Source organism: Salmonella sp. SAL-020, assembly GCF_017372215.1.
Lineage (GTDB): Bacteria > Pseudomonadota > Gammaproteobacteria > Enterobacterales > Enterobacteriaceae > Salmonella > Salmonella enterica.
In genome coordinates, this window is sequence record NZ_CP071690.1 from 2,414,033 (window position 1) to 2,438,173 (window position 24,141).

The 24,141-nt window shown below is 49.2% G+C and carries 21 protein-coding genes and 2 pseudogenes; 13 read left to right on the top strand and 10 right to left on the bottom strand.

From position 1 onward, the window contains the following. The first annotated feature begins 600 nt into the window (after window positions 1–600). From J1G48_RS11660 to J1G48_RS11685, 6 genes and pseudogenes are all read left to right on the top strand, one after another. Window positions 601–1,362 carry a transporter substrate-binding domain-containing protein gene (locus J1G48_RS11660; RefSeq protein WP_000949374.1) on the top strand — a complete coding sequence of 254 codons (762 nt, stop codon included), beginning with the start codon at window positions 601–603 and terminating at the stop codon, window positions 1,360–1,362. A 6-nt stretch (window positions 1,363–1,368) separates the two neighbouring features. After that, window positions 1,369–2,016 carry an amino acid ABC transporter permease gene (locus tag J1G48_RS11665; protein WP_000094447.1) on the top strand — a complete coding sequence of 216 codons (648 nt, stop codon included), beginning with the start codon at window positions 1,369–1,371 and terminating at the stop codon, window positions 2,014–2,016. Between the two features lie 24 nt (window positions 2,017–2,040). Beyond that, on the top strand, window positions 2,041–2,772 hold the full coding sequence (locus J1G48_RS11670; protein WP_001196340.1) for an amino acid ABC transporter ATP-binding protein: 732 nt from the start codon (window positions 2,041–2,043) through the stop codon (window positions 2,770–2,772). Continuing rightward, window positions 2,769–3,449, top strand: a complete 681-nt coding sequence (locus J1G48_RS11675) for an amino acid ABC transporter permease (protein WP_000560168.1) — start codon at window positions 2,769–2,771, stop codon at window positions 3,447–3,449. Before J1G48_RS11670 ends, J1G48_RS11675 begins: the two co-directional genes overlap by 4 nt. 136 nt (window positions 3,450–3,585) lie before the next feature. Beyond that, window positions 3,586–5,135 (top strand): annotated as a pseudogene (locus J1G48_RS11680) (glycosyltransferase family 39 protein). Window positions 5,136–5,598: 463 nt separating this feature from the next. Next, window positions 5,599–6,261: a class I SAM-dependent methyltransferase gene (locus J1G48_RS11685; protein ID WP_000683309.1), complete on the top strand. Its 663-nt coding sequence runs from the start codon at window positions 5,599–5,601 to the stop codon at window positions 6,259–6,261. Window positions 6,262–6,531: 270 nt separating this feature from the next. On the opposite strand, the gene cybB is transcribed toward J1G48_RS11685, so the two are convergent. The 3 genes from cybB to hrpA form a co-directional block, all read right to left on the bottom strand. Continuing rightward, the gene (gene cybB / locus J1G48_RS11690; RefSeq protein ID WP_000527283.1) at window positions 6,532–7,062 is read right to left on the bottom strand and encodes a cytochrome b561; all 531 of its coding nucleotides are present in this window, start codon (window positions 7,060–7,062) and stop codon (window positions 6,532–6,534) included. Window positions 7,063–7,178: 116 nt separating this feature from the next. After that, window positions 7,179–7,979 carry a YdcF family protein gene (locus J1G48_RS11695; protein WP_001098507.1) on the bottom strand — a complete coding sequence of 267 codons (801 nt, stop codon included), beginning with the start codon at window positions 7,977–7,979 and terminating at the stop codon, window positions 7,179–7,181. A 63-nt stretch (window positions 7,980–8,042) separates the two neighbouring features. Then, complete coding sequence (gene hrpA, locus J1G48_RS11700) at window positions 8,043–11,945, bottom strand: ATP-dependent RNA helicase HrpA (protein ID WP_001574290.1); 3,903 nt, start codon at window positions 11,943–11,945, stop codon at window positions 8,043–8,045. A 200-nt stretch (window positions 11,946–12,145) separates the two neighbouring features. On the opposite strand from hrpA, the gene azoR reads away from it, so the two are divergent. Then, entirely contained in the window at window positions 12,146–12,751 is a 606-nt protein-coding gene (azoR, locus tag J1G48_RS11705) for an FMN-dependent NADH-azoreductase (protein ID WP_000048924.1), read from the top strand. Here azoR and J1G48_RS11710 read toward each other — a convergent pair. From J1G48_RS11710 to J1G48_RS11725, 4 genes are all read right to left on the bottom strand, one after another. After that, window positions 12,748–13,197, bottom strand: coding sequence for a GFA family protein (locus J1G48_RS11710; RefSeq protein ID WP_001531579.1), 450 nt, complete (start codon window positions 13,195–13,197; stop codon window positions 12,748–12,750). The two genes, azoR and J1G48_RS11710, sit on opposite strands and share 4 nt — an antisense overlap. Window positions 13,198–13,339: 142 nt before the next feature. Next, entirely contained in the window at window positions 13,340–13,663 is a 324-nt protein-coding gene (locus tag J1G48_RS11715; protein WP_000760414.1) for a YdbL family protein, read from the bottom strand. Between the two features lie 7 nt (window positions 13,664–13,670). Further along, window positions 13,671–13,862 carry a YnbE family lipoprotein gene (locus J1G48_RS11720; RefSeq protein ID WP_000784063.1) on the bottom strand — a complete coding sequence of 64 codons (192 nt, stop codon included), beginning with the start codon at window positions 13,860–13,862 and terminating at the stop codon, window positions 13,671–13,673. Next, a complete protein-coding gene (locus J1G48_RS11725) occupies window positions 13,862–16,498 on the bottom strand; it encodes a YdbH family protein (RefSeq protein ID WP_000677011.1) in 2,637 nt (878 codons plus the stop codon). The genes J1G48_RS11720 and J1G48_RS11725 overlap by 1 nt, the downstream gene beginning before the upstream one ends. Before the next feature lie 239 nt (window positions 16,499–16,737). On the opposite strand from J1G48_RS11725, the gene ldhA reads away from it, so the two are divergent. Next, window positions 16,738–17,727: a D-lactate dehydrogenase gene (ldhA, locus tag J1G48_RS11730; RefSeq protein WP_000762206.1), complete on the top strand. Its 990-nt coding sequence runs from the start codon at window positions 16,738–16,740 to the stop codon at window positions 17,725–17,727. Window positions 17,728–17,837: 110 nt separating this feature from the next. After that, entirely contained in the window at window positions 17,838–18,248 is a 411-nt protein-coding gene (gene hslJ, locus J1G48_RS11735; RefSeq protein ID WP_000750317.1) for a heat shock protein HslJ, read from the top strand. A gap of 43 nt (window positions 18,249–18,291) precedes the next feature. Here hslJ and J1G48_RS11740 read toward each other — a convergent pair whose 3' ends face one another. Further along, complete coding sequence (locus J1G48_RS11740; RefSeq protein WP_001200680.1) at window positions 18,292–18,558, bottom strand: DUF333 domain-containing protein; 267 nt, start codon at window positions 18,556–18,558, stop codon at window positions 18,292–18,294. Here J1G48_RS11740 and J1G48_RS11745 point away from each other — a divergent pair. The 3 genes from J1G48_RS11745 to uspF all read left to right on the top strand — a co-directional run bounded on the left by J1G48_RS11745 (window position 18,474) and on the right by uspF (window position 23,274). Then, window positions 18,474–18,773: a hypothetical protein gene (locus tag J1G48_RS11745; RefSeq protein WP_001137722.1), complete on the top strand. Its 300-nt coding sequence runs from the start codon at window positions 18,474–18,476 to the stop codon at window positions 18,771–18,773. The two genes, J1G48_RS11740 and J1G48_RS11745, sit on opposite strands and share 85 nt — an antisense overlap. Before the next feature lie 60 nt (window positions 18,774–18,833). After that, a complete protein-coding gene (nifJ, locus tag J1G48_RS11750; RefSeq protein ID WP_001193266.1) occupies window positions 18,834–22,358 on the top strand; it encodes a pyruvate:ferredoxin (flavodoxin) oxidoreductase in 3,525 nt (1,174 codons plus the stop codon). A gap of 481 nt (window positions 22,359–22,839) precedes the next feature. Further along, window positions 22,840–23,274: a universal stress protein UspF gene (gene uspF / locus J1G48_RS11755; RefSeq protein ID WP_001082296.1), complete on the top strand. Its 435-nt coding sequence runs from the start codon at window positions 22,840–22,842 to the stop codon at window positions 23,272–23,274. A gap of 49 nt (window positions 23,275–23,323) precedes the next feature. Here uspF and J1G48_RS11760 read toward each other — a convergent pair whose 3' ends face one another. Together J1G48_RS11760 and J1G48_RS23570 are read right to left on the bottom strand one after the other, a co-directional pair. After that, window positions 23,324–23,662 (bottom strand): SMR family transporter, encoded by a 339-nt coding sequence (locus tag J1G48_RS11760; protein ID WP_000159240.1) that lies wholly within the window; start codon window positions 23,660–23,662, stop codon window positions 23,324–23,326. Then, the gene (locus tag J1G48_RS23570) at window positions 23,655–23,807 is read right to left on the bottom strand and encodes a hypothetical protein (RefSeq protein WP_000089155.1); all 153 of its coding nucleotides are present in this window, start codon (window positions 23,805–23,807) and stop codon (window positions 23,655–23,657) included. Before J1G48_RS23570 ends, J1G48_RS11760 begins: the two co-directional genes overlap by 8 nt. Here J1G48_RS23570 and J1G48_RS11765 point away from each other — a divergent pair. After that, window positions 23,763–23,966: pseudogene (locus J1G48_RS11765) on the top strand (tyrosine-type recombinase/integrase); the annotation flags it as partial. The gene J1G48_RS23570 and the pseudogene J1G48_RS11765 sit on opposite strands and share 45 nt — an antisense overlap. Window positions 23,967–24,141: the final 175 nt, after the last annotated feature.

Here is a 24,141-nt window from a genome sequence, read left to right on the forward strand (position 1 = left end):
GTACGATGTTAATTTGAGAATTTTATCTCAACAACCGTATATATTCAGATATTTCTGAATTAAGATTATCATCGATTAAAACAAGTTAACGTTTTGATAAACATAACAACATCGTCAAAAATCCTGACTTGTTGTCGTTTGTTCATGAGACAAATAATTTATATGCTTGTAAATATAGATAGCACGCAAATCAACTTAGCTCAAAAAATGTATTTGACAAGAAAAGATAAGTCTTTATATTGGCCCTGGATAGAGTGGTAAGATGATAATTAGAGACATGAAAGGCACCGTCACTGAAGCATTTATCTGCTTATCATGTAAATATGTATGCGTAAATGGAGCATAAACTATGTCCAGTATACTAATGTCTATGGTATCTTTACATTTTCACCTTTCATGGTGTCGCTGCACTCATATCCAGTTGATATCTTATGGTATATTCAATCCATTCCCTTTGATGATTCCTGTCAAACCTCCTGATTAAATTACTTAACAGCGATGGAATACATAACGTTAAGTACTTTACGCCTGCAAATGTCAGGCTCACGCCCTAATGCTTAATTTATAATACGCATTACCTTACTACAGGAAATAGATAGCATGTTATCCAAAAAATTTGGCTTATCGATGATAGTGTTGGGAATAATGTCGTCTTCAGCGTTTGCTGATAGCATCGTTGAAGGGAGAACACTCAATGTCGCAGTATCACCAGCCTCTCCCCCTATGTTATTTAAAAGTGCTGATGGCAAATTGCAGGGGATAGATCTGGAGCTTTTTTCGTCTTACTGTCAGTCACGGCATTGTAAGCTAAACATCACCGAATATGCCTGGGATGGAATGCTTGGCGCAGTGGCGAGTGGTCAGGCAGATGTAGCATTTTCGGGAATTTCAATCACAGATAAACGTAAGAAAGTTATTGATTTCTCTGAACCTTATTACATCAACTCTTTTTATCTGGTCAGTATGGCCAATCATAAAATAACGCTCAATAACCTCAATGAATTAAATCAATATTCTATTGGATACCCTCGAGGAATGGCTTACTCCGACCTTATCAAAAACGATCTGGAGCCCAAAGGATACTACTCGTTAAGTAAAGTAAAATTGTATCCAACCTATAATGAGACGATGGCTGATCTAAAAAATGGCAATCTTGATCTGGCTTTTATAGAAGAGCCGGTTTATTTTACCTTCAAAAATAAGAAAAAGATGCCGATAGAAAGCCGTTATGTTTTCAAGAATGTTGATCAGCTTGGCATTGCCTTTAAGAAAGGCTCTCCCGTGCGCGATGATTTCAACTTATGGCTTAAAGAGCAAGGGCCACAAAAAATATCTGGCATTGTCGATAGCTGGATGAAATAGTAAGCTATGTCATCAGGTAATATGCTGGCTATCTTTTATTTCCTATTGGAAGGGATTGGTAATACGCTGCTTGTAACATTTACCTGTTTTCTCTCAGCGTTTTTGTTTGGGCTTACAGTCGCCGTATTACGGCGACTATCCCCCCTTCCACTACAGAAGATACTCGACGTACTGGTCTTTATTCTTCGGGGAATTCCAATACTTATTGCTGTTTTTCTTGTTTATTTTGGATTGCCATCGATTGGCATATATGTTTCACCTCTGGTGGCCATGAACCTCAGCGTCGGCTTAATCAGTGGGAGCTATCTTGCCGAGGTGTTCAGAGGGGCGCTTAAATTAGTTGAGCCATACGAAATTACGGTAGCGAAAGTAGCAGGAATGCGTCAATTACAGGTTATAATAAATATTGAACTGCCACAGATGTTGCGATTTTCTGTGCCCGGTATTATCAATGAGTTTTCTTCTGTATTAAAAGCGACGCCCTTTGCTTATACTGTAGGTATCGCTGAAATAACGAAGCAGGCAATGTCACTGACAGCCATCACGCTGAACGGGTTACAGATCTATACTCTTGACGGGGTATTATATTTCATTATTTATAAAGTTTTTACTCTTCTGGCCGGAGTGTTTGAGAAAAAATATCGCATCAGTTGAACCATAAAAATAGAGGTGATACTCATGGCTTTACTGAAACTAAAAGAGATAAGTAAGGAATATTCAGGAAAAAAGGTTCTTGATACGGTTAGTCTGAAAATTCAATCGGGAGACATGAAAGTAGTCATGGGGCCATCAGGTTGTGGAAAAACGACGCTTTTACGCTGTCTGCTTCGATTAGAAGAACCTGATTATGGCAATATTTATTTTCACGGGAAAAATATTTACGACAAAGAATTTACTATTCTTGAGTTCAGAAAAAAAGTTGGTTGTGTCTTCCAGAATTACGCTTTGTATCGCCATCTTAACGTCATGGATAATATTACCCTTGCCCTATGTAAAGTGTTTGGCATGCCGGGACAACTAGCCCGGGAGAAAGCCTTACATGAGCTACAAAAACTTGATATGGCCTCGCATAGCGCGAAATACCCTTCGCAATTATCGGGCGGCCAGCAACAGCGCGTCGCCCTGGCCCGTACAATGGTCACCGACCCAGAACTCATTATTTTTGATGAGCCGACGTCTGCGCTTGATCCGCTCATGACTCGTGAAGTCGGAATGTTGATCAAGCAACTTCACGACAATGGCGTCACTATATTATGCGTCACTCATGATATTCGCCTCGCCAGATTACTAAGCGATAACGTAACGTTTCTTAATCATGGCAAGATTCGTGCAGAAGGCGCTTTTACCGATCTTGCCTTACGAGAAACGGATCCAGATATCCACTGTTTTTTTAGCGAGGCACAACGATGATCGCTGGCTGGTCTCTCTTCTTTAATGACCTGACTGAACAACTGCCACTTGTTGTGGACGGTATTAAAGAAACCTGTAAACTTGCGCTGATTGTTTCCATCACCGGTTTTTTGTGGGGAATTATTATTTTCTTTCTGAGCCTGAGCCATCGCCCCGTGGTAAAAGCCATAACTCGACTGTACATGGATTTCTTTATCGGTACGCCACTCATTCTTATTCTATTTGTTATCTATTATGGTTTACCTCAATCTGGCATTCACCTGTCCTCTTTTACCGTGGCGGTTACAGGTTTTACCTTGAATGTCGGCGCATATAATGCCGCGTACATGACAACGGCCTATAACGCATTGAATAAGTATGAAACGGAGGCAGCAGTCGTTCAGGGGTTGAACAAACGGCAGGTCTTTTTGTGGATTATACTGCCTCAGGTATTGCTGTCTTCCATTCCAGCCTTAACGAATCAGGTGATTAATAACCTTAAAGACAGCACCATCGTTTTTCTTATCCAATATACTGAGTTTTTCGCGCGAATTCAGGAGGTTGCTGCAACCAGCTTTAAATTCTTCCATGCTTACCTTTTTGCCGCCATAGTGTATCTTATTGGCGTTACCTTTCTCGTCGGTTTGACCCGGTTTTTAGAGCATAGACTGCTTCGCCATTACGGTCAGGGTTACTGAGTTGCACTGCACTATTCTGATTAATTCACCACTGACATTATCAAAGTTATTTTTATTTAGTGTTGGTTAAGATTTTAACCTTCATTATTGCGTTAGGTGTCCATTCTGGTCTAAGTCTTACTCCATTGAGGATATTATGGCGCTACCACAACTATCAATATGGCAGCCCGGCGATGGGTTAAGAAAAATAAAGTATAAATATCATGTTTGTCTCATTGTCATATTCTCCGTCCTTATACGGTTGCTGTTTTTAACTGACCGCTACCTTTGGTGTGACGAAGCGTCCAGCGTGCTGATTAGTCGACATAGCGTAGATAATCTGCTATTCCATACCGCTTTTGACGTGCATCCCCCGCTTTATTATCTGTTACTGCATGACTGGATCATATTATTGGGTGATAGCATTGCAGCGGTACGCTCTCTCAGTCTACTCTTTGGGATCCTGACAGTTGTGCTGGTTATCGCGCTTACGCGATGGCTGGCAAATGAACGTACAGCCTTATTGGCGGGATGGTTCGCCGCCCTGATGCCGATGGCAGTTCATTACAGTCAAGAAACGCGCATGTACGCGTTAATGGGAATGCTAACGCTCGCTGCCGCGTTAGCATTGATGATGTGGATAAAAACACCCACCCATAATCGCTATCTTATCGCGTATGCTTTACTTATGACGTTCAGCTTTTACACCCATTATTTCACCCTATTTACACTTATTGCCCACTGGATCGCAGTAACAATATTATCCTGCCAAAGCCATAAAACGGCCTGCTACCTTAAACTTCCTGGCTGGTGGTTTGCTAACCTGGCGATTGCTGTCGCTTATCTCCCCTGGTTGCCCGTATTGTTTAATTTACTGACTCATCTGGCGCAGTTGAGAGCCGGTAATGATATCGGTTGGATTCCCCCCGTAACATGGCGTGACCTGCCTGCGATGTATTGGCATTTTTTACCGGAAACAACGGACAGGGTTTTCCGTCGTTCATTCTGTGGCTGGCTGTGGGAGGTTTTATCGGTACTGTGGGGCGAATATCTTTATGCAACGGAGAATATGAAAGATATCAGCTGATATTATTTTGTAATCTGGTCATCCCTGTAATGCTGGTCTTCATCATTTCCTGGTGGATGCCGTTATTTATCGATCGTTATTTCTTCTTCTCATCGCTGAGCATTCCTCCCCTGCTCGCGGTATTACTTACCCGCGCAAAAAAAGCGGTTTGTGGCTTCTGGTTTATCTTATTCACCTTATTATTCGGCTATGGTTCATATCATAATAACCCTGAGCACATAGACGAGTTTAAACCACTGGTAAACTATATTAATACCCGTCACCAGCCTAATGATGCCGTGGTAGTCAGTAAAATGTTCGATTATTTAAGTTATGTGTATTATAATAAGCGAGATTATCGTACGTTTCTTTATACACCGCCTAACGCTCATGGAACATCAGGCAGACCGAATGCCTATGGATTTGGTTCACTGTTTTATGCGCAAGCCGATCAGACATATATTGATACTCTGACAACGCTTTCAAAAAGTTACCATCGTGTCTGGTTGGTAAGCGGCGGTAACTTTAGTCAGGATTATCCCTTGCCGTCAGAATGGCAAAATATCGCAAACTTCAGAAGTGGTAGATTTCAGGTACAGTTATTTGTAATACCGACTCAACAGGCGCGTCAAATGCAATGATTACCGTTTTTTATCCAGTGCAGTGATAAACAGTACTGCCACTGCCAGACCGCCTAAAAGTAAGGTCCAGCCAAACGCTTCAAAAACCTCAATCATATCGCCTCCAGGTAGGTGATATTAAATAAAGATGGCTATCTCAGCGTAACATTTAAAATATCAATTAATGTGTAATAATCGCTTTATGTGTTTGAATAAATATTGTTCTTCCTGCATTTAATTGCATTGTTATTATCAAAGGGCTTAATACGCGTACATCAACGATTATTAATTATCAGCTTATAATAATATGACTGTTCAATTCATTTATCAGCTATTATTATCCTCTATATTCTTTAAGATAGCCGCTTAATTCATAATATCTCCTTTATTCATCGCATTAAATTACTCACTCACCTGATTAATGCTTGCCTAACGATTGCTTCGTTGTTTTAATTCCAGCGCGAAATTATTTAGTGAGAGAACAATGAAGCATACACAACAATCAGGCGCAAAAGTCTATAACCCATTCACGCTTAGCTTATATGACTGGTGGGTACTCAATATCTCAAACAAATATGCATGGAAGTGTCCTACTGATACGCGACTACTTCCTTTCTTCCTGCATCACATGGGCGAGACTCACCTGGATATTGGCGTAGGTACAGGTTATTACCTGAAACATGCACCTGCGACTCATGCCATTTCGCTGATGGATTTAAATCCGGATAGCCTGAAAATAGCCGCCAGCCGAGTGGGTAATACGAAAATCCGCGCCACACTACAACACGATGTTTTCGACACGTTCCCGGCGGACTGGCACGGGCGCTTCGATTCCGTTTCGATGTACTATCTTCTGCACTGCTTACCCGGTGAGATGACAACAAAAGCGAAGGCAATTAAAAATGCCGGTATGGCGCTTAAACCCGGCGGCACACTTTTTGGCGCCACGATTCTGGGCAAAGAGGTTCCTCACAATGCTTTTGGTAAGAAATTAATGGCTGTTTATAACAAGAAAGGAATATTCAGTAATACCAATGATTCAGCCGATACGTTACGCAGCGTGTTGGACGAACATTTCGCTAAGGTGACTTTGGAGCAACATGGCGCCGTTGCGCTATTTTCCGCCACTATGCCACGTTCATTGTAAGTGTAGGCACTTCCGGGCGGTCGGCAGCGCGATCATGTGGGTTTAACCCGTTGATTAAACATTGGATTACGGAATAGTAATTGTTTATTTTATTTGTCATACAAATAAGTATAATACCCGCTTCCGATGTAGACCCGTCCTCCTTCGCCTGCGTCACGGGTCCTGGTTAGACGCAGGCGTTTTCTGTATGGAATACGCCATCCCCTCTGATAGATGCCTTGTTTGCCTGAAGCAGTTAACCCCGCCTGTAGCAAACGTCATACAGGACGGTCAGTTACGCTTACGCGGCATCATCCGTAACAGCGTATTGTCTTTCCAGAAATAGTGATGCATCAAAGCAGCGATGGCATGAAGTCCAATAACAAAATAGCCCAGATTCGCCAGCGTGACGTGCCAGGATTTCAGCATATCTACGCGTTCAAAGTTAGCTTCGGCGGCATGCGGCATAGTAATGCCAAATGCGACCCAGGGATTGCCGCGGTTATACATCATGACCAGACCAATAACAGGCAGCACGATAAATAACAGGTAAATCACCAGATGTCCTAAATGCGCCATTCCGGTCATCATCGGTTTTGGACGAGGAACAATGGGCGGCGTGGGATATTTCAGCCGAATAATCAAGCGCGCCACCATTAAAAGCAAAATAGTGATACCACATGAAACATGCGTCATATTAAACCAGGGCCGATAACTACTCGGCGCAAAACCGCGCAGTTCCATCGCGGCGTAAGCCACAATAACCAGAAAAAAGACTAACCAGTGAATACCAATTTGCAGGCCGGAATACTTATTGCCCATAGCGCGTCCTGAATGAAAACCGTAAAGCGACAACATAACCAGCTTTTATAAATAATTCATCAAATTTATGAGATGGTGGTCGCACTTGCCCGTTCACCCTCGCAAACGGGCGATTTTTAGCGTAACGCTCTCTGTTCTAACGCACTGCGCAGCGTCGTATCTGCCTGCAATACCTGCCATGCGTTTTCAATATCGCGTGGGATATCAACGTGAATGATAAAATCTTTACCGCGCGGTCCATACCCTGTTTCATCGTCACGCAAACGTGGCAGCTCGCCGGCAATCAGAGACAGATAACGCTCCACCGTCCAGATGCCCTCTTCAACGTTGGCAAAACGTGTACCGCCGTTAAGGTGGCGCAGTACCGGAACAAAACCAGGAAAACTCAGCCAGCGCGGCGCATCGGTGTCGTCGTTTGTCACGCGCCGGAATGCCGCGATAGTGCGCCGCTGCATGGTGGGGTCTTGCACAACGATAGCCGTGTTAATGTTTTCTTTCGCCTGACGGATCAGTGCGCAAGAGAAACGGGCATTTTCGCCGCAATTAGTTGACCGATCTTCCAGCCAAATTTTCTCAGCCGGAATATGCCAGAACTGGTTCGCGATATCCGCGAGGATCGCGGCTTCAGCGCGTCCGGTTGTGCGAATAGTGTGGTAGCGCGGATGCCGGGCAATCACGGCGTACAAAAACGGCGTCGAATGACCTATACCGCCGCTAATCAGTAAAGGAACGCCTTGCGCTTTGGCGATGCGACAGGCCGCGTCGATAGTGGGGATCACCGCATTGCCCGCCAGGACGACGCAATCCGACGAATAAGGTTGTTCGCCGGAAAAATCATTTTGCGCCAGCCACTGTCCGACGGTATTCACCGCCAGCAATGTTTCCGCAGAGAGCGCCGGAAATGGCGTTGTATTCATAATTCCTCCTTTTTGTTCCGAACTTGTACCGGATCGCTTTGAAAGACGTCGTCGCCTGGCTTTTTAGGCCGTAATCTGATCCATGGCCTGTAAAATACGCTTATCGGAAATAGGATAAGGCGTACCGAGCTGTTGGGCGAAATAACTGACACGCAGTTCTTCAATCATCCAACGGATCTCTTTAACATCATCATCTTCGCGACGCGCTGGAGGCAATTTATTTATCCATTGTTGCCACGCCTGCTGGACGCTTTCGACTTTCAGCATTTGCGCCCGATCGCGGTGCGGATCGACAGCCAGTTTCTCCAGCCGCTTTTCAATTGCCTGCAGATAACGCAGCGTATCGCCGAGACGTTTAAAGCCGTTGCCAGTCACAAAACCACGGTATACCAGACCGCTCATCTGCGCCTTGATATCGGAAAGCCCCAACGCCATGCTCATATCCACCCGCCCTTTCAGACGCTTATTGATATTGAATACGGTCGTCAGGATCCGCTCAACCTGCTTCGCGATATCCACCACAGTATCATTCAGCTCGGCGCGAACCTTTTCGTGCAGCGCGGTGAAACCTGCTTCGCTCCAAACCGGCCCGCCGTTGGCATCTATCAGCTTATCTACCCCGCAGGCGATACAGTCATCAATCAACTCCAGTACTTTGCCGTACGGGTTAAAGTACAGCCCCAGCTTGGCTTTATTCGGCAATTTCTCATGCAGATACTTAATCGGTGAAGGAATATTGAGCAACAGCAGACGGCGTAAACCGCACCACATCGCCTGTTGTTGTTCCAGCGGATTATCAAACAATTTGATAGCGACGCTGTCACGCTCATCCACTAACGCTGGCCACGCCTTCACTTTATAATTACCGCGTTTCTGTTCGTAGCTTTCCGGCAGCTCGCCGAAACTCCAGATATGCAGCCCGCTCTGCTCGATGCCGTCATCCGCCACCGCCGAGAGCGTCTCCTGCACTTTGCCTTTCAGCGCATTTTTAAGCTCGGCGAGCGAACGCCCTTCCTGCAGTTTCTTGTTTTTGTCATTCACCACGCGAAACGTGATTTTCAGATGCCCGGGCACCTGATCCCAATGCCAGTCTTCCCGGTCGACCGTGACGCCGGTCATCCGGCGCAGTTCACGCTCCAGAGCGTCCAGCAGCGGCAGCTCCAGCGGCGTTACGCGACCCAAAAACGCTTCAGCATAGTTTGGCGCCGGAACAAAGTTGCGACGTACCGGTTTTGGCAACGATTTAATCAGCGCAATCACTAATTCACGGCGCAGCCCCGGGATCTGCCATTCAAAACCGCTCTCGTCAACCTGGTTAAGTAGCGGCAACGGAATATGGACGGTCACGCCGTCAGCATCCGCGCCCGGTTCAAACTGATAGCTCAAACGCAGCTTGAGATTGCCCTGGTGCCAGAAATTCGGGTAATCCAGTTTGCTGATTTTTTCCGCGCCTTCTTTAATCAGCATACTTTTTTCAAAGTTGAGCAGATCCGGCGTCTCGCGGCTGATTTTTTTCCACCAACTATCAAAGTGGCGGGCGGAAATAACGTCATGGCTAATACGCTGGTCATAAAACTCAAACAGGGTATCGTCATCCACCAGGATATCGCGGCGGCGAGATTTGTGCTCAAGTTCCTCGACTTCCGCACGCAATTTCAGATTCTCACGGAAGAAGGCATGACGGGTTTGCCAGTCCCCCTCCACCAGCGCATGGCGGATAAACAACTCACGACACAACGCCGGGTCAATCTGGCTGTAATTCACCTTGCGCGCGGCGACAATCGGCAGACCGTAGACAGTAACCTTTTCCGTCGCCATCACCGCGCCTTGCGCCCGCTCCCAGTGCGGTTCGCTATATGAACGTTTAATCAGGTGCTGGGCTACCGGTTCCACCCATTCTGGCTCAATGCGGGCAGCGATGCGCCCCCACAAACGGCTGGTCTCCACCAGTTCTGCGACCATTGTCCATTTCGGCGGTTTTTTGAATAAACCGGATCCGGGGAAAATAGAGAATCGGGCGTTACGCGCGCCGGTGTACTCTTGTTTATCGGCATCTTTCATCCCGATATGCGACAACAGCCCCGTTAACAACGCAACGTGAATTTCCCGGTACTCTGCGGGTTCGCTGTTTACCGGAATCCCCAGCTCTTTTACCACCTGACGCAGTTGGGTATAGATATCCTGCCACTCACGCACGCGTAAATAGTTCAGATAGTCGGTGCGACACAGACGGCGGAATTGATTCGACGACAGGGCCTTTTGTTGCTCGCCGAGGTAATTCCACAGGTTAACAAACGCCAGAAAATCGGATTCCTTATCATGAAAGCGCCGGTGTTTCTCATCGGAAGCCTGCTGCTTATCCACTGGGCGCTCGCGCGGATCCTGAATAGAGAGTGCGGAAGTAATGATCATCGCTTCGCGCACACAGCCATGCTTTTGCGCTTCCAGAACCATACGCGCCAGGCGCGGGTCGACCGGCAACTGGGATAATTGTCGGCCCAGCGGCGTCAGCTTATATGCCGTTTGCTGTTCGTCGGCGGTAATCGCCCCCAGCTCTTCCAACAAACGCACGCCATCCTGAATATTGCGCTTATCCGGCGCTTCAACAAACGGGAAGGCGGCGATGTCACCCAGCCCCAGTGCGGTCATCTGCAAAATAACCGACGCCAGGTTGGTACGTAGAATTTCCGGGTCGGTAAATTCCGGACGTGACAAAAAGTCATCTTCCGAATACAGACGAATGCAAATCCCTTCCGATACGCGTCCGCAACGCCCTTTACGCTGATTGGCGGAAGCCTGTGAGATCGGTTCAATCGGCAGGCGCTGCACTTTAGTGCGGTAGCTGTAGCGGCTGATGCGCGCAGTGCCAGGATCGATCACATACTTGATACCCGGCACCGTCAGCGAGGTTTCCGCCACGTTAGTCGCCAGCACGATACGGCGTCCGCTGTGCGACTGGAAAACGCGGTTCTGTTCGCTGTTCGACAAGCGTGCATACAGCGGCAACACTTCGGTATGCCGTAAGTTCAGCTTGTTCAGGGCATCGGCGGTATCGCGGATTTCCCGCTCTCCGCTCATAAAAATCAGGATATCGCCGGGACTTTCACGCCCCAGTTCATCAACAGCGTCGAAAATTGCCTGTAGCTGATCGCGTTCAGTGTCGTCAGCCTCTTCCACGATGGGGCGATAACGAACTTCTACGGGATACGTTCGGCCAGAGACTTCGATAATCGGCGCGTTATTAAAGTGGCGCGAGAAGCGTTCCGGGTCGATGGTCGCAGAGGTAATAATCACTTTCAGATCGGGGCGACGCGGCAGAAGCTCTTTCAGATAGCCGAGCAAGAAGTCAATATTCAGGCTGCGTTCATGCGCTTCATCAATAATGATGGTGTCATACTGCATCAATAGTCTGTCCTGCTGGATTTCCGCCAGCAGGATACCGTCCGTCATCAGTTTGACCATGGTGTTGCTACTGACATGATCGCTGAAACGAACTTTATAGCCGATGCAGCCGCCTGGCTCCGTTTGCAACTCTTCGGCAATGCGGTTAGCGACGGTGCGCGCCGCCAGGCGACGCGGCTGAGTATGACCAATAAGTCCTTTAATTCCACGTCCCAGTTCCATACAAATTTTCGGCAACTGGGTGGTTTTACCGGAACCGGTTTCCCCTGCTACGATCACTACCTGATGATCGCGGACCGCTTCCAGAATGTCCTGTTTCTTCTGGCTAACAGGCAGATTTTGCGGATAAGTGATTGAGGGGCGCGCCGCTTCACGGAGGGCGACTTGCGCCACAGCCTGTTCAATTTCTTTCGCCATCGTCTGGAAAATGGCCTGTTGCGCATCAGGATTTTTTACTTTCTTTACGCCATGCAGGCGGCGCGCAAAGCGCTGTTTGTCGCGCAGCATCAGTGCATCCAGCCGCTGCTGTAACACCTGAAGCGTCAACGTAGATTGTTCAGTCATAAAGCTCTTGGGCAGCATTCTGCCTGTTTAAAATCGTTTTAAATGATAGGTATAGAGTACCACATTGGGGCTTTTTTTGTGTTGTTCAATAATTTCGAACAAAGGGTTCGATATATTGCGCTATCCCTGCGACATATTTGTGAATAAAGTGTCAACAAGCAACGGGGCACGCCCCTTCAAACACATAAAAGGAAACACCCATGAGCAAGGTATTAGTTCTTAAATCCAGTATTCTGGCAGGGTACTCTCAGTCTGGTCAGTTGACTGACTATTTTATTGAACAATGGCGCGAAAAACACGTCGCAGATGAAATTACTGTCCGCGATCTGGCGGCCAACCCTGTTCCGGTGCTGGATGGCGAGCTGGTGGGCGCGATGCGTCCGGGCGATGCGCCTTTAACGCCACGTCAGCAGGACGCTCTGGCGCTGTCTGATGAACTCATTGCTGAACTGAAAGCCCACGACGTCATCGTTATTGCGGCGCCGATGTACAATTTCAATATCCCGACGCAGCTGAAAAACTACTTTGATCTGATTGCCCGCGCCGGTATCACTTTCCGCTATACCGAAAAAGGCCCGGAAGGTCTGGTAACCGGTAAACGCGCGGTGGTTCTCTCCAGCCGCGGCGGTATCCATAAAGACACCCCGACGGATTTGATTGCGCCTTACCTGAAAGTGTTCCTTGGTTTTATCGGTATCACCGACGTGAATTTTGTCTTTGCCGAAGGCATCGCCTACGGGCCGGAAGTGGCGGCTAAAGCTCAGGCCGATGCTAAAGCCGCGATTGACAGCGTCGTGGCCGCTTAAATATTTTTGCCTCCCGTTTCGACGGGAGGCAACGTCTCCGGTTCGTAGCGCAAATATCCTACCACGCCGCTACTGCCGCCATCGCTGGGATGCGTTACCCCATCATTGACTTCAACGCAGGCGAAATCAAAAGGCGACACATTTTCGATGCACGCCACATTGACCCCATATTGATCGGGATTGGATCGGCGCTGATGAAAAGTATATATCCCGCATACCGAACAGAAAAAATGCACCGCCTTGCCCGTATTGAAGCGATATTCGGTAAGCTTATCCTGCCCTTTTAGCACTTTAATACCCGATAGCGGCGCAGACACTGCCACCGCTCCGCGCATCCGGCAAAACGAACAGTTGCAGCGCCTGGCGGTATGAAAGCCATCGCTAAGTTGAACGGTAAACACGACGCTGCCACAATGGCAAGCAGCAGATAATTTTTCAGACGTCATACCTGGTTACTCTCGCGAATAGTGATACCAGTCGACAGTATAGAAATAGCCTTCCGGTTCGCCTAATGTAAATACGACCTCCGTATTCAAAAATTACCAATATAAAAATGCATTTTGCGGTAAAAAAATTGTCGGGAAGCGGTTATTTACGCATCCATTTGCCATTAATTCCCTGGACATATTCTCCCGGCCTGGCGCGCTCAACCAGTTTTTGCCCTGCCATCTTCGCCACCTCGTCCACGGGAAGATGATTGCTATCCGCTAACTGCTGATAACTGGCGCGGCGGGCATGATTAATATCAAGCACCAGTTTCTGGGTTTCGGCATCATTCTTTAAGGCCACCAGATAGCCATTCAGCGTTTCCCCGACCCGGCCCTGCGTGCGCGCTTCGTCCAGGGTTAAGGCCCACACAGAAGGTGTGAGCAAGCTCAGCGTCAGCACCCATAGCATTAAATACTTTTTCATTATGGCCTCAGAATAGATCGCTGCGTGATTTCAGGAGTTCTTCAACATCTTTATCGACTTTGATATGTATTTCATGCTCGATCTTTACATTCATGTTGATGGTAATCGGCTGTTCCGGCGCGGCGACTTCAATACGTGGCGTGCAGCCCACCACGATAAATGACGCAAGCGCTGACAGCATGGCAATACTCATTTTCATTATTTATCCTCACAGTCCTTGTCTTTCCGGCAAGGAGGTTGCGGCAACACTGTATTTTGTTCAAGCCATGCCTGTAAATTGTCGCCAAAACGCAAACTGCGCCACAGCGTAAACACATTTTCTTCATGGGTATAGTTCAAGTTAACGATCGCGGTTTTACCATCTACCCGGCTTTTGCCGGTAATAGCCGCCTGCATCGTTAGTACGCCCAGGTTATCAACGTTAATTTTCGTCCACGAATGCGTAATCTCCATATAACGTAGCCAGTTGATCGCCGAGCCTGCCGTGACATTATCCTTCACCACCGCATCCGCAGTATCTTTATCGATACGCAACGTCATTGGCCCAGGATTCGTAAGCCAGCCATCTTTGATTATCCATTTTTCATTGTTCAGCCACAGCGGCAGCGCGCCGCTGACCGGACCAGACATGGCGAATTGCTTTGGATTTATGGCGCTAATCAATTCGCTGGATGAAATATTTTGCACCCGCAAAAGCGCCGGGTCGTGCTGCGGCATTCGCAACTGTTTCATAATGATTTGACCGCCCAGCACGTCTACGCTGACATCGCTTAGCAGTAATGGATTCGACTCGCTCCAGGGATAACCGCCCTGTAAATCAGCGGTGATATTTTTCGCCGTGACCTGGTTAACTATCCCGGCGATACGCAGCGAGATGGGCCCGCGCGTCCCCAATTGCCACGCGCCGTTGTGGAAGCGAAATGGCAGAATGAAATCGACGCCGTTGATTTTGTTATCCGGCATCCAGGCGCTGCCGCCTTTTAACACGCCGTGTCCACCTGCTTCAAACCCCTGCCCCTGTGCGGCGGAAAAAGCCACCTGCGCATACAGTGAGCCTTCGCGCAGCGTCATTTTCCAGTCCGGTGGAAGCAACGGCTGGAAAACGATAAGCGACTGCTTCGGCCACCAGGCCTGTCCACGAAGGCGTTCGCCATCCCAGCGCCCATTCAGCCGTACCGGCCCTATCGCCCCCGCCCGAAGGTCGCCTTTAAACTGGAACAGGGTTGGCTCTCGCCCTTCAACGCTAAAATTAAGGGTAGAAGGCGGCAGCACGCTCCCACTGGTAAATACGGTTTTCCCCGCCACCAGAGACAGCGCGCCCTGTAGCGACGGCGTTGTGGCGTCGCGAACCCAGACAATAGGTTTATTCAGCGCCAGTCTTGGCGATGTGACAGTCATTGCGCCATAGTGCAACTGATCAAAACCGGTGGACAAACTGGTCAACCTGATGGTGTTATCATGCCATTCGCCCTGTCCGGCAATATCCCAGTGGGCGCGCATTGGCGTAAAGCTTCCTTGCCCCCAATAGCGCCACCGCCAGCGACCAGCATCAGGGAGAAAATCATTGGCCAGGCCATCAAGATGAAGAACGAAATCGCCCATCTCATTTTCGTGCGCCCGTAAAATAGCCTGTAATCGGCCATCAACGCCGCGCGGCGTCACCTTAACGCCCGCCAGCGGCCAACGAATTTCATCAATATCTAACGCATCAATCACCCGCCCGCGCGAGCGTAGCAATGCGCCAGGTGCAAAGGTGAGCTGCGGATCGGCCAGACTGCCGCGGAACATAGCGGGCAATACGGCATAAAAGATTAAATCCTTCTGTTTAGCCTCGCCGGTAAGCTGTAGAGGCATCTCACTGCTATCCATGCTGAGTTTTCCCGGGCCGATAGTCAGTACAGCGTTCGCTTTACCGGCATCGCCCTGGGTCAGAATATTCAGGCGTCCGCTGACTTGCGCATTATCCAGCCCGGCTTGCCAGTTATCGATATTAAAAGCCAGACGTCCGCTCAAGGGGAATCCCTGATATGGCCAGTTCCAGCGGCCATCGCTGATGGTAAGCCGCTGACGCGTTACCGCCCAGGGGAGATCGAGAATCGGGTCAGGATTACCTCGCGCCATCACGATGAGCTGTCCGGCGTTATCACGCCACTCCAGTTCCGCATCCACCAGCGACGGTTCCTGCGGCAGACGCAAGGTCGCTGCCGCATGACCGCTGACCGGCAGGCCATCCGGTACCAGCGGCAACACAAATTCCCCCGCCAGGCTAACGGGAGGCTGGTTGGCCAGCGCGGCGATCTCCAGTTGGCTCACCGTCAATGCCTGACCGCGTAGCTGCCCTTGAAATTTTACTTTTTCGCCCTGATAACGTATCTGCTGAATGACCGGCGTCATGGAGATCGCCAGCTTGCCCTGCCATTCCGGCCAGGGCGCGAGAATGACATTATCGATGTTAATCCAGGTATTGGGCAGCATTGACTGCCACTGCGCCAGCGTACGCGGCGCGGCGGGAGAAGCTTCCGTAGCGGGCAGTTTCGCCAGGCATGCGGCATCCAGTTTAAGGCTTTTAATATTCAGCAACCAACGGCTGGGATGCGTCAGTTCCGCCTGGGTAATATGCGCTAACGAACAATCATTGACCAGATAGCGAAGATCGGGAATCACTAACCCATGACGTGTCAGGCGTGGACTTTGTTCCAGAGCGATACGGGTACCGACGGGTAGCCAAATTCCCGCCAGAGTGGGAACCCACAGCCCGAGGGTCATCAGTAGCGTCAGAGGGATAAGAATCAGCAGTAACAGTAGCGCAAGGGCGGCTTTATATTTACCCTTCATGGGCCATTAATTTCCTGATTTAACGAAAAATTCAGTCGGCTATCTCTTTATTTTGGCATGATTGCCCGTACATAGCCTAATAGTTCATGTTGCAGGGGCGCCCTCCGGCTATTTGAGGCGTTGTGGAGAATGATAACCTAAAATTATTCATTATATGTATGACTATCAATTATTTTTGATTTTTTGTAAGATAATTTTAAGCATATTTGTGTGATTCAAACATCACTGGAGAAGGTCATATGAAACTCGCCGTCTATAGTACCAAACAGTATGACAAGAAATATCTACAGCAAGTGAACGAAGCGTTCGGTTTTGAACTGGAGTTTTTTGATTTTCTGCTAACCGAGAAAACGGCGAAAACCGCCAATGGATGTGAAGCAGTTTGTATCTTCGTGAATGACGACGGGAGCCGACCGGTACTGGAAGAGCTGAAAAAACACGGCGTGAAATACATCGCGCTGCGTTGCGCCGGATTTAATAATGTCGACCTGGATGCCGCAAAAGAGCTCGGTTTGCAGGTGGTGCGCGTACCGGCTTATTCTCCGGAAGCCGTCGCTGAACATGCGATTGGCATGATGATGACATTGAACCGCCGTATTCACCGCGCTTATCAACGCACCCGCGACGCTAACTTTTCCCTTGAGGGACTGACCGGCTTTACCATGCACGGAAAAACCGCTGGCGTCATTGGTACCGGTAAAATCGGCGTCGCCGCGCTGCGTATCCTGAAAGGCTTTGGAATGCGTTTACTGGCGTTTGATCCCTATCCCAGCACCGCCGCGCTTGATCTCGGCGTCGAGTATGTGGATCTGCAAACGTTGTTTGCCGAATCGGATGTCATTTCCCTGCACTGCCCGCTCACGCCGGAAAACTACCATTTACTGAACCATGCGGCATTCGACCAAATGAAAAATGGCGTTATGGTCATTAATACCAGTCGTGGCGCGCTGATTGATTCCCAGGCGGCTATCGAAGCTCTGAAGAATCAGAAAATCGGCTCGCTGGGGATGGATGTGTATGAAAACGAACGCGACCTGTTCTTTGAAGATAAGTCAAACGATGTTATCCAGGATGATGTTTTCCGCCGTCTGTCGGCCTGCCATAACGTACTGTTTACGGGGCACCAGGCATTCCTGACCGCAGAAGCGCTGATCAGCATCTCTGAAACCACGTTACAAAACTTAAGCCAGCTTGAGAAGGGCGAAGCCTGCCCGAACGCGCTGTTCTAATCCTGTCGCTCCCCTGCGCTCAGGGGAGCATTTTCGGATAACCCCTGAAGATCTATCCGGTCATATCATTACTATAGTCAGTGTTAACTATCAGATTACAGAGAATATCAATGAAGAAAAGCGTCACGCTGGTCGCCCTGAGCATCATAATGACAGGGTGTGTGAGCAGTGGAAAAGTGTCCGTCAAACGCGAGCAACTGGAGCACCACCGCTTTGTTCTGGAAAGCGTAAACGGTAAAACGGTCACCGGCCCGGAGCTCAGCTTTGGCGAGGACATGACGGTATCCGGCAAAATGTGCAATCAATTCACCGGCGAAGGAAAACTGTCGGACGGCGAATTAAAAGTGAAAAATTTAGCGATGACCCGAATGATGTGCGCCGATCCACAGCTTAACGCGCTGGACGGCACCCTCAGCAAGCTCTTCAGCAAGGGCGCACAGGTCGATTTAACCGCGAACCAATTAACGCTGGCGACGGCAGAAACAACGCTAATGTATAAACTGGCGGATTTAGCGCACTAAGCCATTAAGTGAAAAGTTATACGCGTCAGGCGAAACGCCGCGCTTAATAACTCCCGCAGCTTCCGGCGGCAAGCGACTGTTCGCTACAACGTTTGCCGTTGGGTAGCGCGCACATACCAATTACTGAACCATCAAGCTGCCGGGCCGCTGAAAGCGAACCGCCAATCATAGCGCAATTCGCTTCGCCGGCGCTGGACATCGCCGCTTTCATCCCTGGCGAAACATGTGCCGCGGTTGCCTGCTGAACAGGTTCGCTACTGCAAGCCGACAATAATAACGCGGCACATCCCACCCAAAACGCTGCGCGCATTTCTCTCCCCTCTGTTTATTCATCCAAACGACACCGCCCTAAATAATAGGCAGCAGAAACTGACGCGTCGAGAGGCAAAGCGCGCATTTATGCGCTTCATTAACATTTATTGGCAATTTTTTACGTCTTTTCGGCAAGAAATCGCCATTCTCCTCCCGCCAGGGACACAAAAGCGAAAATGGGGCTTGAAGGGCTTTGCTAAAATAAAAGGATAACTACAGGATGCGCTCACGATTATGCGTGTCCCTCTTTTTTGCGCAATGTAAGGGTGTCATATGCAAACAATTGACGGTAATGGCGCAGTAGCGTCGGTGGCGTTCCGTACCAGCGAGGTTATCGCCATTTACCCGATTACGCCCAGTTCAACAATGGCTGAACAAGCGGATGCCTGGGCCGGCAATGGGCTTAAAAATGTCTGGGGCGATACGCCGCGTGTGGTAGAGATGCAGTCGGAAGGCGGCGCGATCGCCGCCGTTCACGGTGCGTTACAAACCGGTTCGCTTTCTACGTCATTTACATCATCGCAGGGGCTGCTGCTGATGATTCCAACGCTGTATAAACTGGCGGGGCAGCTCACGCCGTTTGTACTGCACGTTGCCGCGCGCACTGTCGCCACACACGCGCTTTCTATTTTTGGCGACCATTCCGATGTGATGGCGGTCCGCCAGACAGGCTGCGCGATGTTATGCGCCGCCAGCGTTCAGGAAGCGCAGGATTTTGCGCTGATCGCACACAGGGCTACGCTGAAAAGCCGCGTTCCGTTTATTCATTTTTTTGATGGCTTCCGTACATCGCATGAAATCAACAAAATTATACCGCTAACGAATGAAACCATTCTGAACCTGATGCCGCAGGCGGAGATCGACGCTCACCGCGCCCGCGCGCTGAATCCGGAACATCCGGTGATTCGTGGAACTTCAGCGAATCCGGACACCTACTTCCAGTCTCGCGAAGCGACCAACCCGTGGTACAACGCCGTTTATGATCATGTTGAAGAGGCGATGAAGGCATTTGGCGACGCTACGGGCCGTCAGTACCAGCCATTTGAATATTATGGCCATCCCCAGGCTGAACGCGTCATCATAATGATGGGCTCCGCCCTCGGCACCTGCGAAGAGGTCGTGGACGAGCTACTGATACGCGGAGAAAAGGTCGGCGTTCTGAAAGTCCGTCTGTTCCGCCCCTTCTCCGCCAAACATTTGTTACAGGCATTACCGGAAACCGTTCGCGCTATCGCCGTGCTGGATCGCACCAAAGAGCCTGGCGCCCAGGCCGAGCCGCTTTATCTGGACGTGATGACCGCACTGGCGGAGGCCTTTAATAATGGCGAGCGCGAAACGTTGCCGCGCACCATTGGCGGCCGTTATGGGCTATCATCCAAAGAGTTCGGCCCGGCGTGCGTACTGGCGGTCTTTAATGAACTCAGCCGTGCGAAACCCAAGCCACGGTTTACGGTGGGCATTTATGATGACGTTACTAACCTCTCGCTGCCATTACCGGAAAATACCCTGCCCGGCAGCGCTAAACTTGAAGCGTTATTTTACGGTCTGGGAAGCGACGGCAGCGTATCCGCCACGAAAAATAATATTAAAATTATCGGTAATTCTACGCCGTGGTATGCGCAAGGTTATTTCGTTTATGACTCTAAAAAAGCTGGCGGGCTCACGGTATCGCACCTGCGCGTCAGCGAAAAACCCATTCGTTCCGCTTACTTAATTGCTCAGGCGGATTTTGTCGGCTGCCATCAATTACAGTTTATCGATAAATATCAGATGGCGGAGCGTCTGAAGCCCGGCGGTATCTTTCTGCTTAATACGCCGTACAGCGCCGACGAGGTCTGGTCGCGTCTGCCGCAAGAAGTTCAGGCGGTGTTGAATCAGAAAAAGGCGCGTTTTTACGTGGTTAACGCGGCGAAAATCGCCCGCGAATGTGGACTTGGCGCCCGCATCAATACCGTCATGCAAATGGCTTTCTTCCACCTGACGCATATTCTTCCGGGCGATAGCGCCCTGGTTGAGCTGCAGGGCGCGATTGCCAAAAGCTATAGCAGCAAAGGACAGGATCTGGTTGAGCGTAACTGGCAGGCATTGGCTCTGGCGCAGGAATCGCTGGCGGAAGTGCCGTTGCAGGCGGTTAATCCGCATAGCGCGCATCGCCCGCCGGTCGTCTCCGACGCCGCGCCGGATTTCGTGAAAACCGTTACCGCCGCCATGTTGGCGGGCCTCGGCGACGCACTGCCTGTTTCCGCCCTGCCGCCGGACGGAACATGGCCAATGGGCACCACCCGCTGGGAAAAACGCAATATCGCCGAAGAGATTCCTGTCTGGAAAGAGGAACTGTGTACACAATGTAATCACTGCGTCGCCGCCTGCCCTCACTCGGCGATTCGTGCAAAAGTCGTTTCCCCGCAGGCGATGGAGAACGCGCCAGCCAGTCTGCATTCGCTGGACGTGAAGTCCCGCGATATGCGCGGCCAGAAATATGTGCTGCAGGTCGCGCCGGAAGACTGTACTGGCTGTAATTTATGCGTAGAGGTCTGCCCGGCTAAAGATCGGCAAAATCCACAGATCAAGGCTATTAACATGATGTCGCGCCTGGAGCATGTGGAAGAAGAGAAAGTGAATTATGACTTTTTCCTCGACTTACCGGAAATCGATCGCAGCAAACTGGAACGAATTGATATCCGCACATCGCAGCTTATTACGCCGCTGTTTGAATATTCCGGCGCCTGTTCCGGCTGCGGTGAAACGCCGTATATTAAACTGCTGACTCAGTTATATGGCGACAGAATGTTAATCGCTAACGCCACGGGGTGTTCCTCTATTTACGGCGGTAACTTACCCTCTACGCCTTATACCACCGATGCCAACGGACGCGGCCCGGCGTGGGCGAATTCGCTATTTGAAGATAACGCGGAATTTGGCCTCGGTTTCCGTCTGAGTGTGGATCAGCACCGGGCGCGCGTCATGCGTTTACTGGCGCAATTCGCCGATCGCATTCCGGCGGAATTAAACGATGCGCTGCATGCCGAAGCAACGCCTGACGTTCGGCGTGAACAGGTCGCCGCATTACGCCAACATCTGAAATCGGTTGCGGGCGCAGAGGAACTGTTAAAGGATGCTGATGCGCTGGTAGAAAAATCAATCTGGCTGATTGGCGGCGATGGTTGGGCATACGACATCGGCTTTGGCGGTTTAGACCATGTGTTAAGCCTGACGGAGAATGTCAATATTCTGGTTCTGGATACGCAGTGTTATTCCAATACTGGCGGCCAGGCGTCGAAGGCGACGCCGCTTGGCGCCGTCACTAAGTTTGGCGAACATGGCAAGCGTAAAGCCCGTAAAGATCTTGGCGTCAGCATGATGATGTATGGTCATGTTTATGTCGCGCAAATTTCGCTGGGCGCGCAGTTAAACCAGACGGTGAAAGCCATCCAGGAGGCCGAAGCCTGGCCAGGACCGTCGCTGATCATTGCCTATAGCCCCTGTGAGGAACATGGTTACGATCTGGCGCTAAGCCATGACCAGATGCGCCAGTTAACGGCGACCGGTTTCTGGCCGTTATACCGCTTTGATCCCCGCCGTGCGGATGAAGGCAAGCCGCCGCTGGCTCTGGACTCTCGGCCACCGTCTGATGCCCTGGCGGAAACGTTGCTTAATGAACAGCGTTTCCGTCGCCTGAATGCGCAACAGCCTGAAGTAGCTGAACAATTATGGCGAGATGCCGCATTGGATTTGCAAAAACGCTATGACTTTCTTGCCTTGCTGGCAGGAAAAGCGGAAAAACCCGGCGCAGATTAAAAAATATTCTAAGGATTAACCTGGAAACAAAAAAAGCCCGAACATCCGTTCGGGCTTGTCAATTTATACGCTGGAAAGCAAAGGTTAACGCAATGGCCCAGCGACAAAATGAATATGTGACAATAAAGGCATATAACAGGCGTAGAATATCGTAACCGAATGATATTGTATAATTTTTATTTCGTATAATACCCCCAAAAGCATTCGTATAAATTATATCTATTTCACTGCGAATTATTTCATTAATTATTGAATTAAACGGTAACATCTCTTTTTAGGTCTTTCCTGACAAGGCAGAAATAACGTTTTAACGTCAACTCGCTGATTATTTACGTGGAATACGCGTAATATTACGTCGCCCTCCCCTGTAGGCAGTCCCCGCAGAGTATCGTGGAGCAGCACCTAAAATGTGACGTATGTCATTGTACATAAAGTGCCTTTAGGGAGTAGAATTTCAGTGGATACTTAAACAGGAGGTTTTATGAACAGAACGATTCTTGTACCCATCGATATTTCAGATTCAGAATTAACTCAACGCGTAATTTCGCATGTTGAAGCTGAAGCAAAGATTGACGACGCTAAAGTGCACTTTTTGACTGTAATCCCGTCTTTGCCCTATTACGCTTCACTGGGACTGGCTTATTCAGCAGAGCTTCCCGCAATGGACGATTTGAAAGCCGAAGCCAAATCTCAACTGGAAGCGATTATCAAGAAATTCAACCTTCCTGCGGACCGCGTGCAGGCTCACGTTGCAGAAGGCTCTCCTAAAGATAAGATTCTGGAAATGGCAAAAAAATTACCGGCCGATATGGTGATTATCGCCTCGCATCGCCCGGATATTACTACCTATCTGTTGGGTTCCAACGCCGCAGCCGTTGTGCGTCATGCGGAATGCTCCGTACTGGTGGTACGCTAAATACCCGAGCCCGCATAAGAGAGTGCGGGCTCAAATCAATCATCATCGCCTAGTGACTGACACTTTTTGAAAACAGATTGATTACGATTACGCCGCAGATGATAAGCAACATGCCAATAATAGCCGGCATATCCAGTTTTTGGCCGAGAAATAACCATCCTATCAATCCAATAAGAACAATCCCTACCCCAGACCAAATAGCATAAATGATACCCGCAGGGATGGTTCGCATTGGGATGGTAAGACACCAGAACGCAATACAATATCCGATGATAGTAACGAGGCTCGGTACCAGACGCGTAAAACTATCTGATAATTTTAATGAGATCGTGGCGATAACTTCTACCACGATGGCGATAAATAGAAAGATTACAGCTTCTTTAGTCATACATCTCTTCGTTCCAATATTTTTCGGGGCGTGATGATATCTTAAGTAATACGGATGACAGAATAAAGACGCTTTTGAACCATTGCGTATCTTGCCATAAAAACGTGCTGGCATTCGTCGCCGTAATCCGTACCATACGCGACATGCTTTTGCCTGCTGGCTGTTGACGGCAGGAGCGAACCCGGCATTTATCGCCAGCCAAATGGGGCATGAAACTGCGCAGATGGTGTATGAAATTTACGGTATGTGGATTGATGACATGAACGACGAACAAGTAGCGATGTTGAATGCGCGGTTATCGTAATTGCAAAGTTTGCCCCCAATTTGCCCCATTTAGTACCAGAGAACTGAAATAATGCAAGAAATTCAAAAGAATACAAAGAAAGAGCAATACAACCTCAACAAGTAAGGGCAAAAATCACAACCATCTGATGCATAATAGTTTTATTTATTTTTCAATGCGTTAAGCATTATCAGCA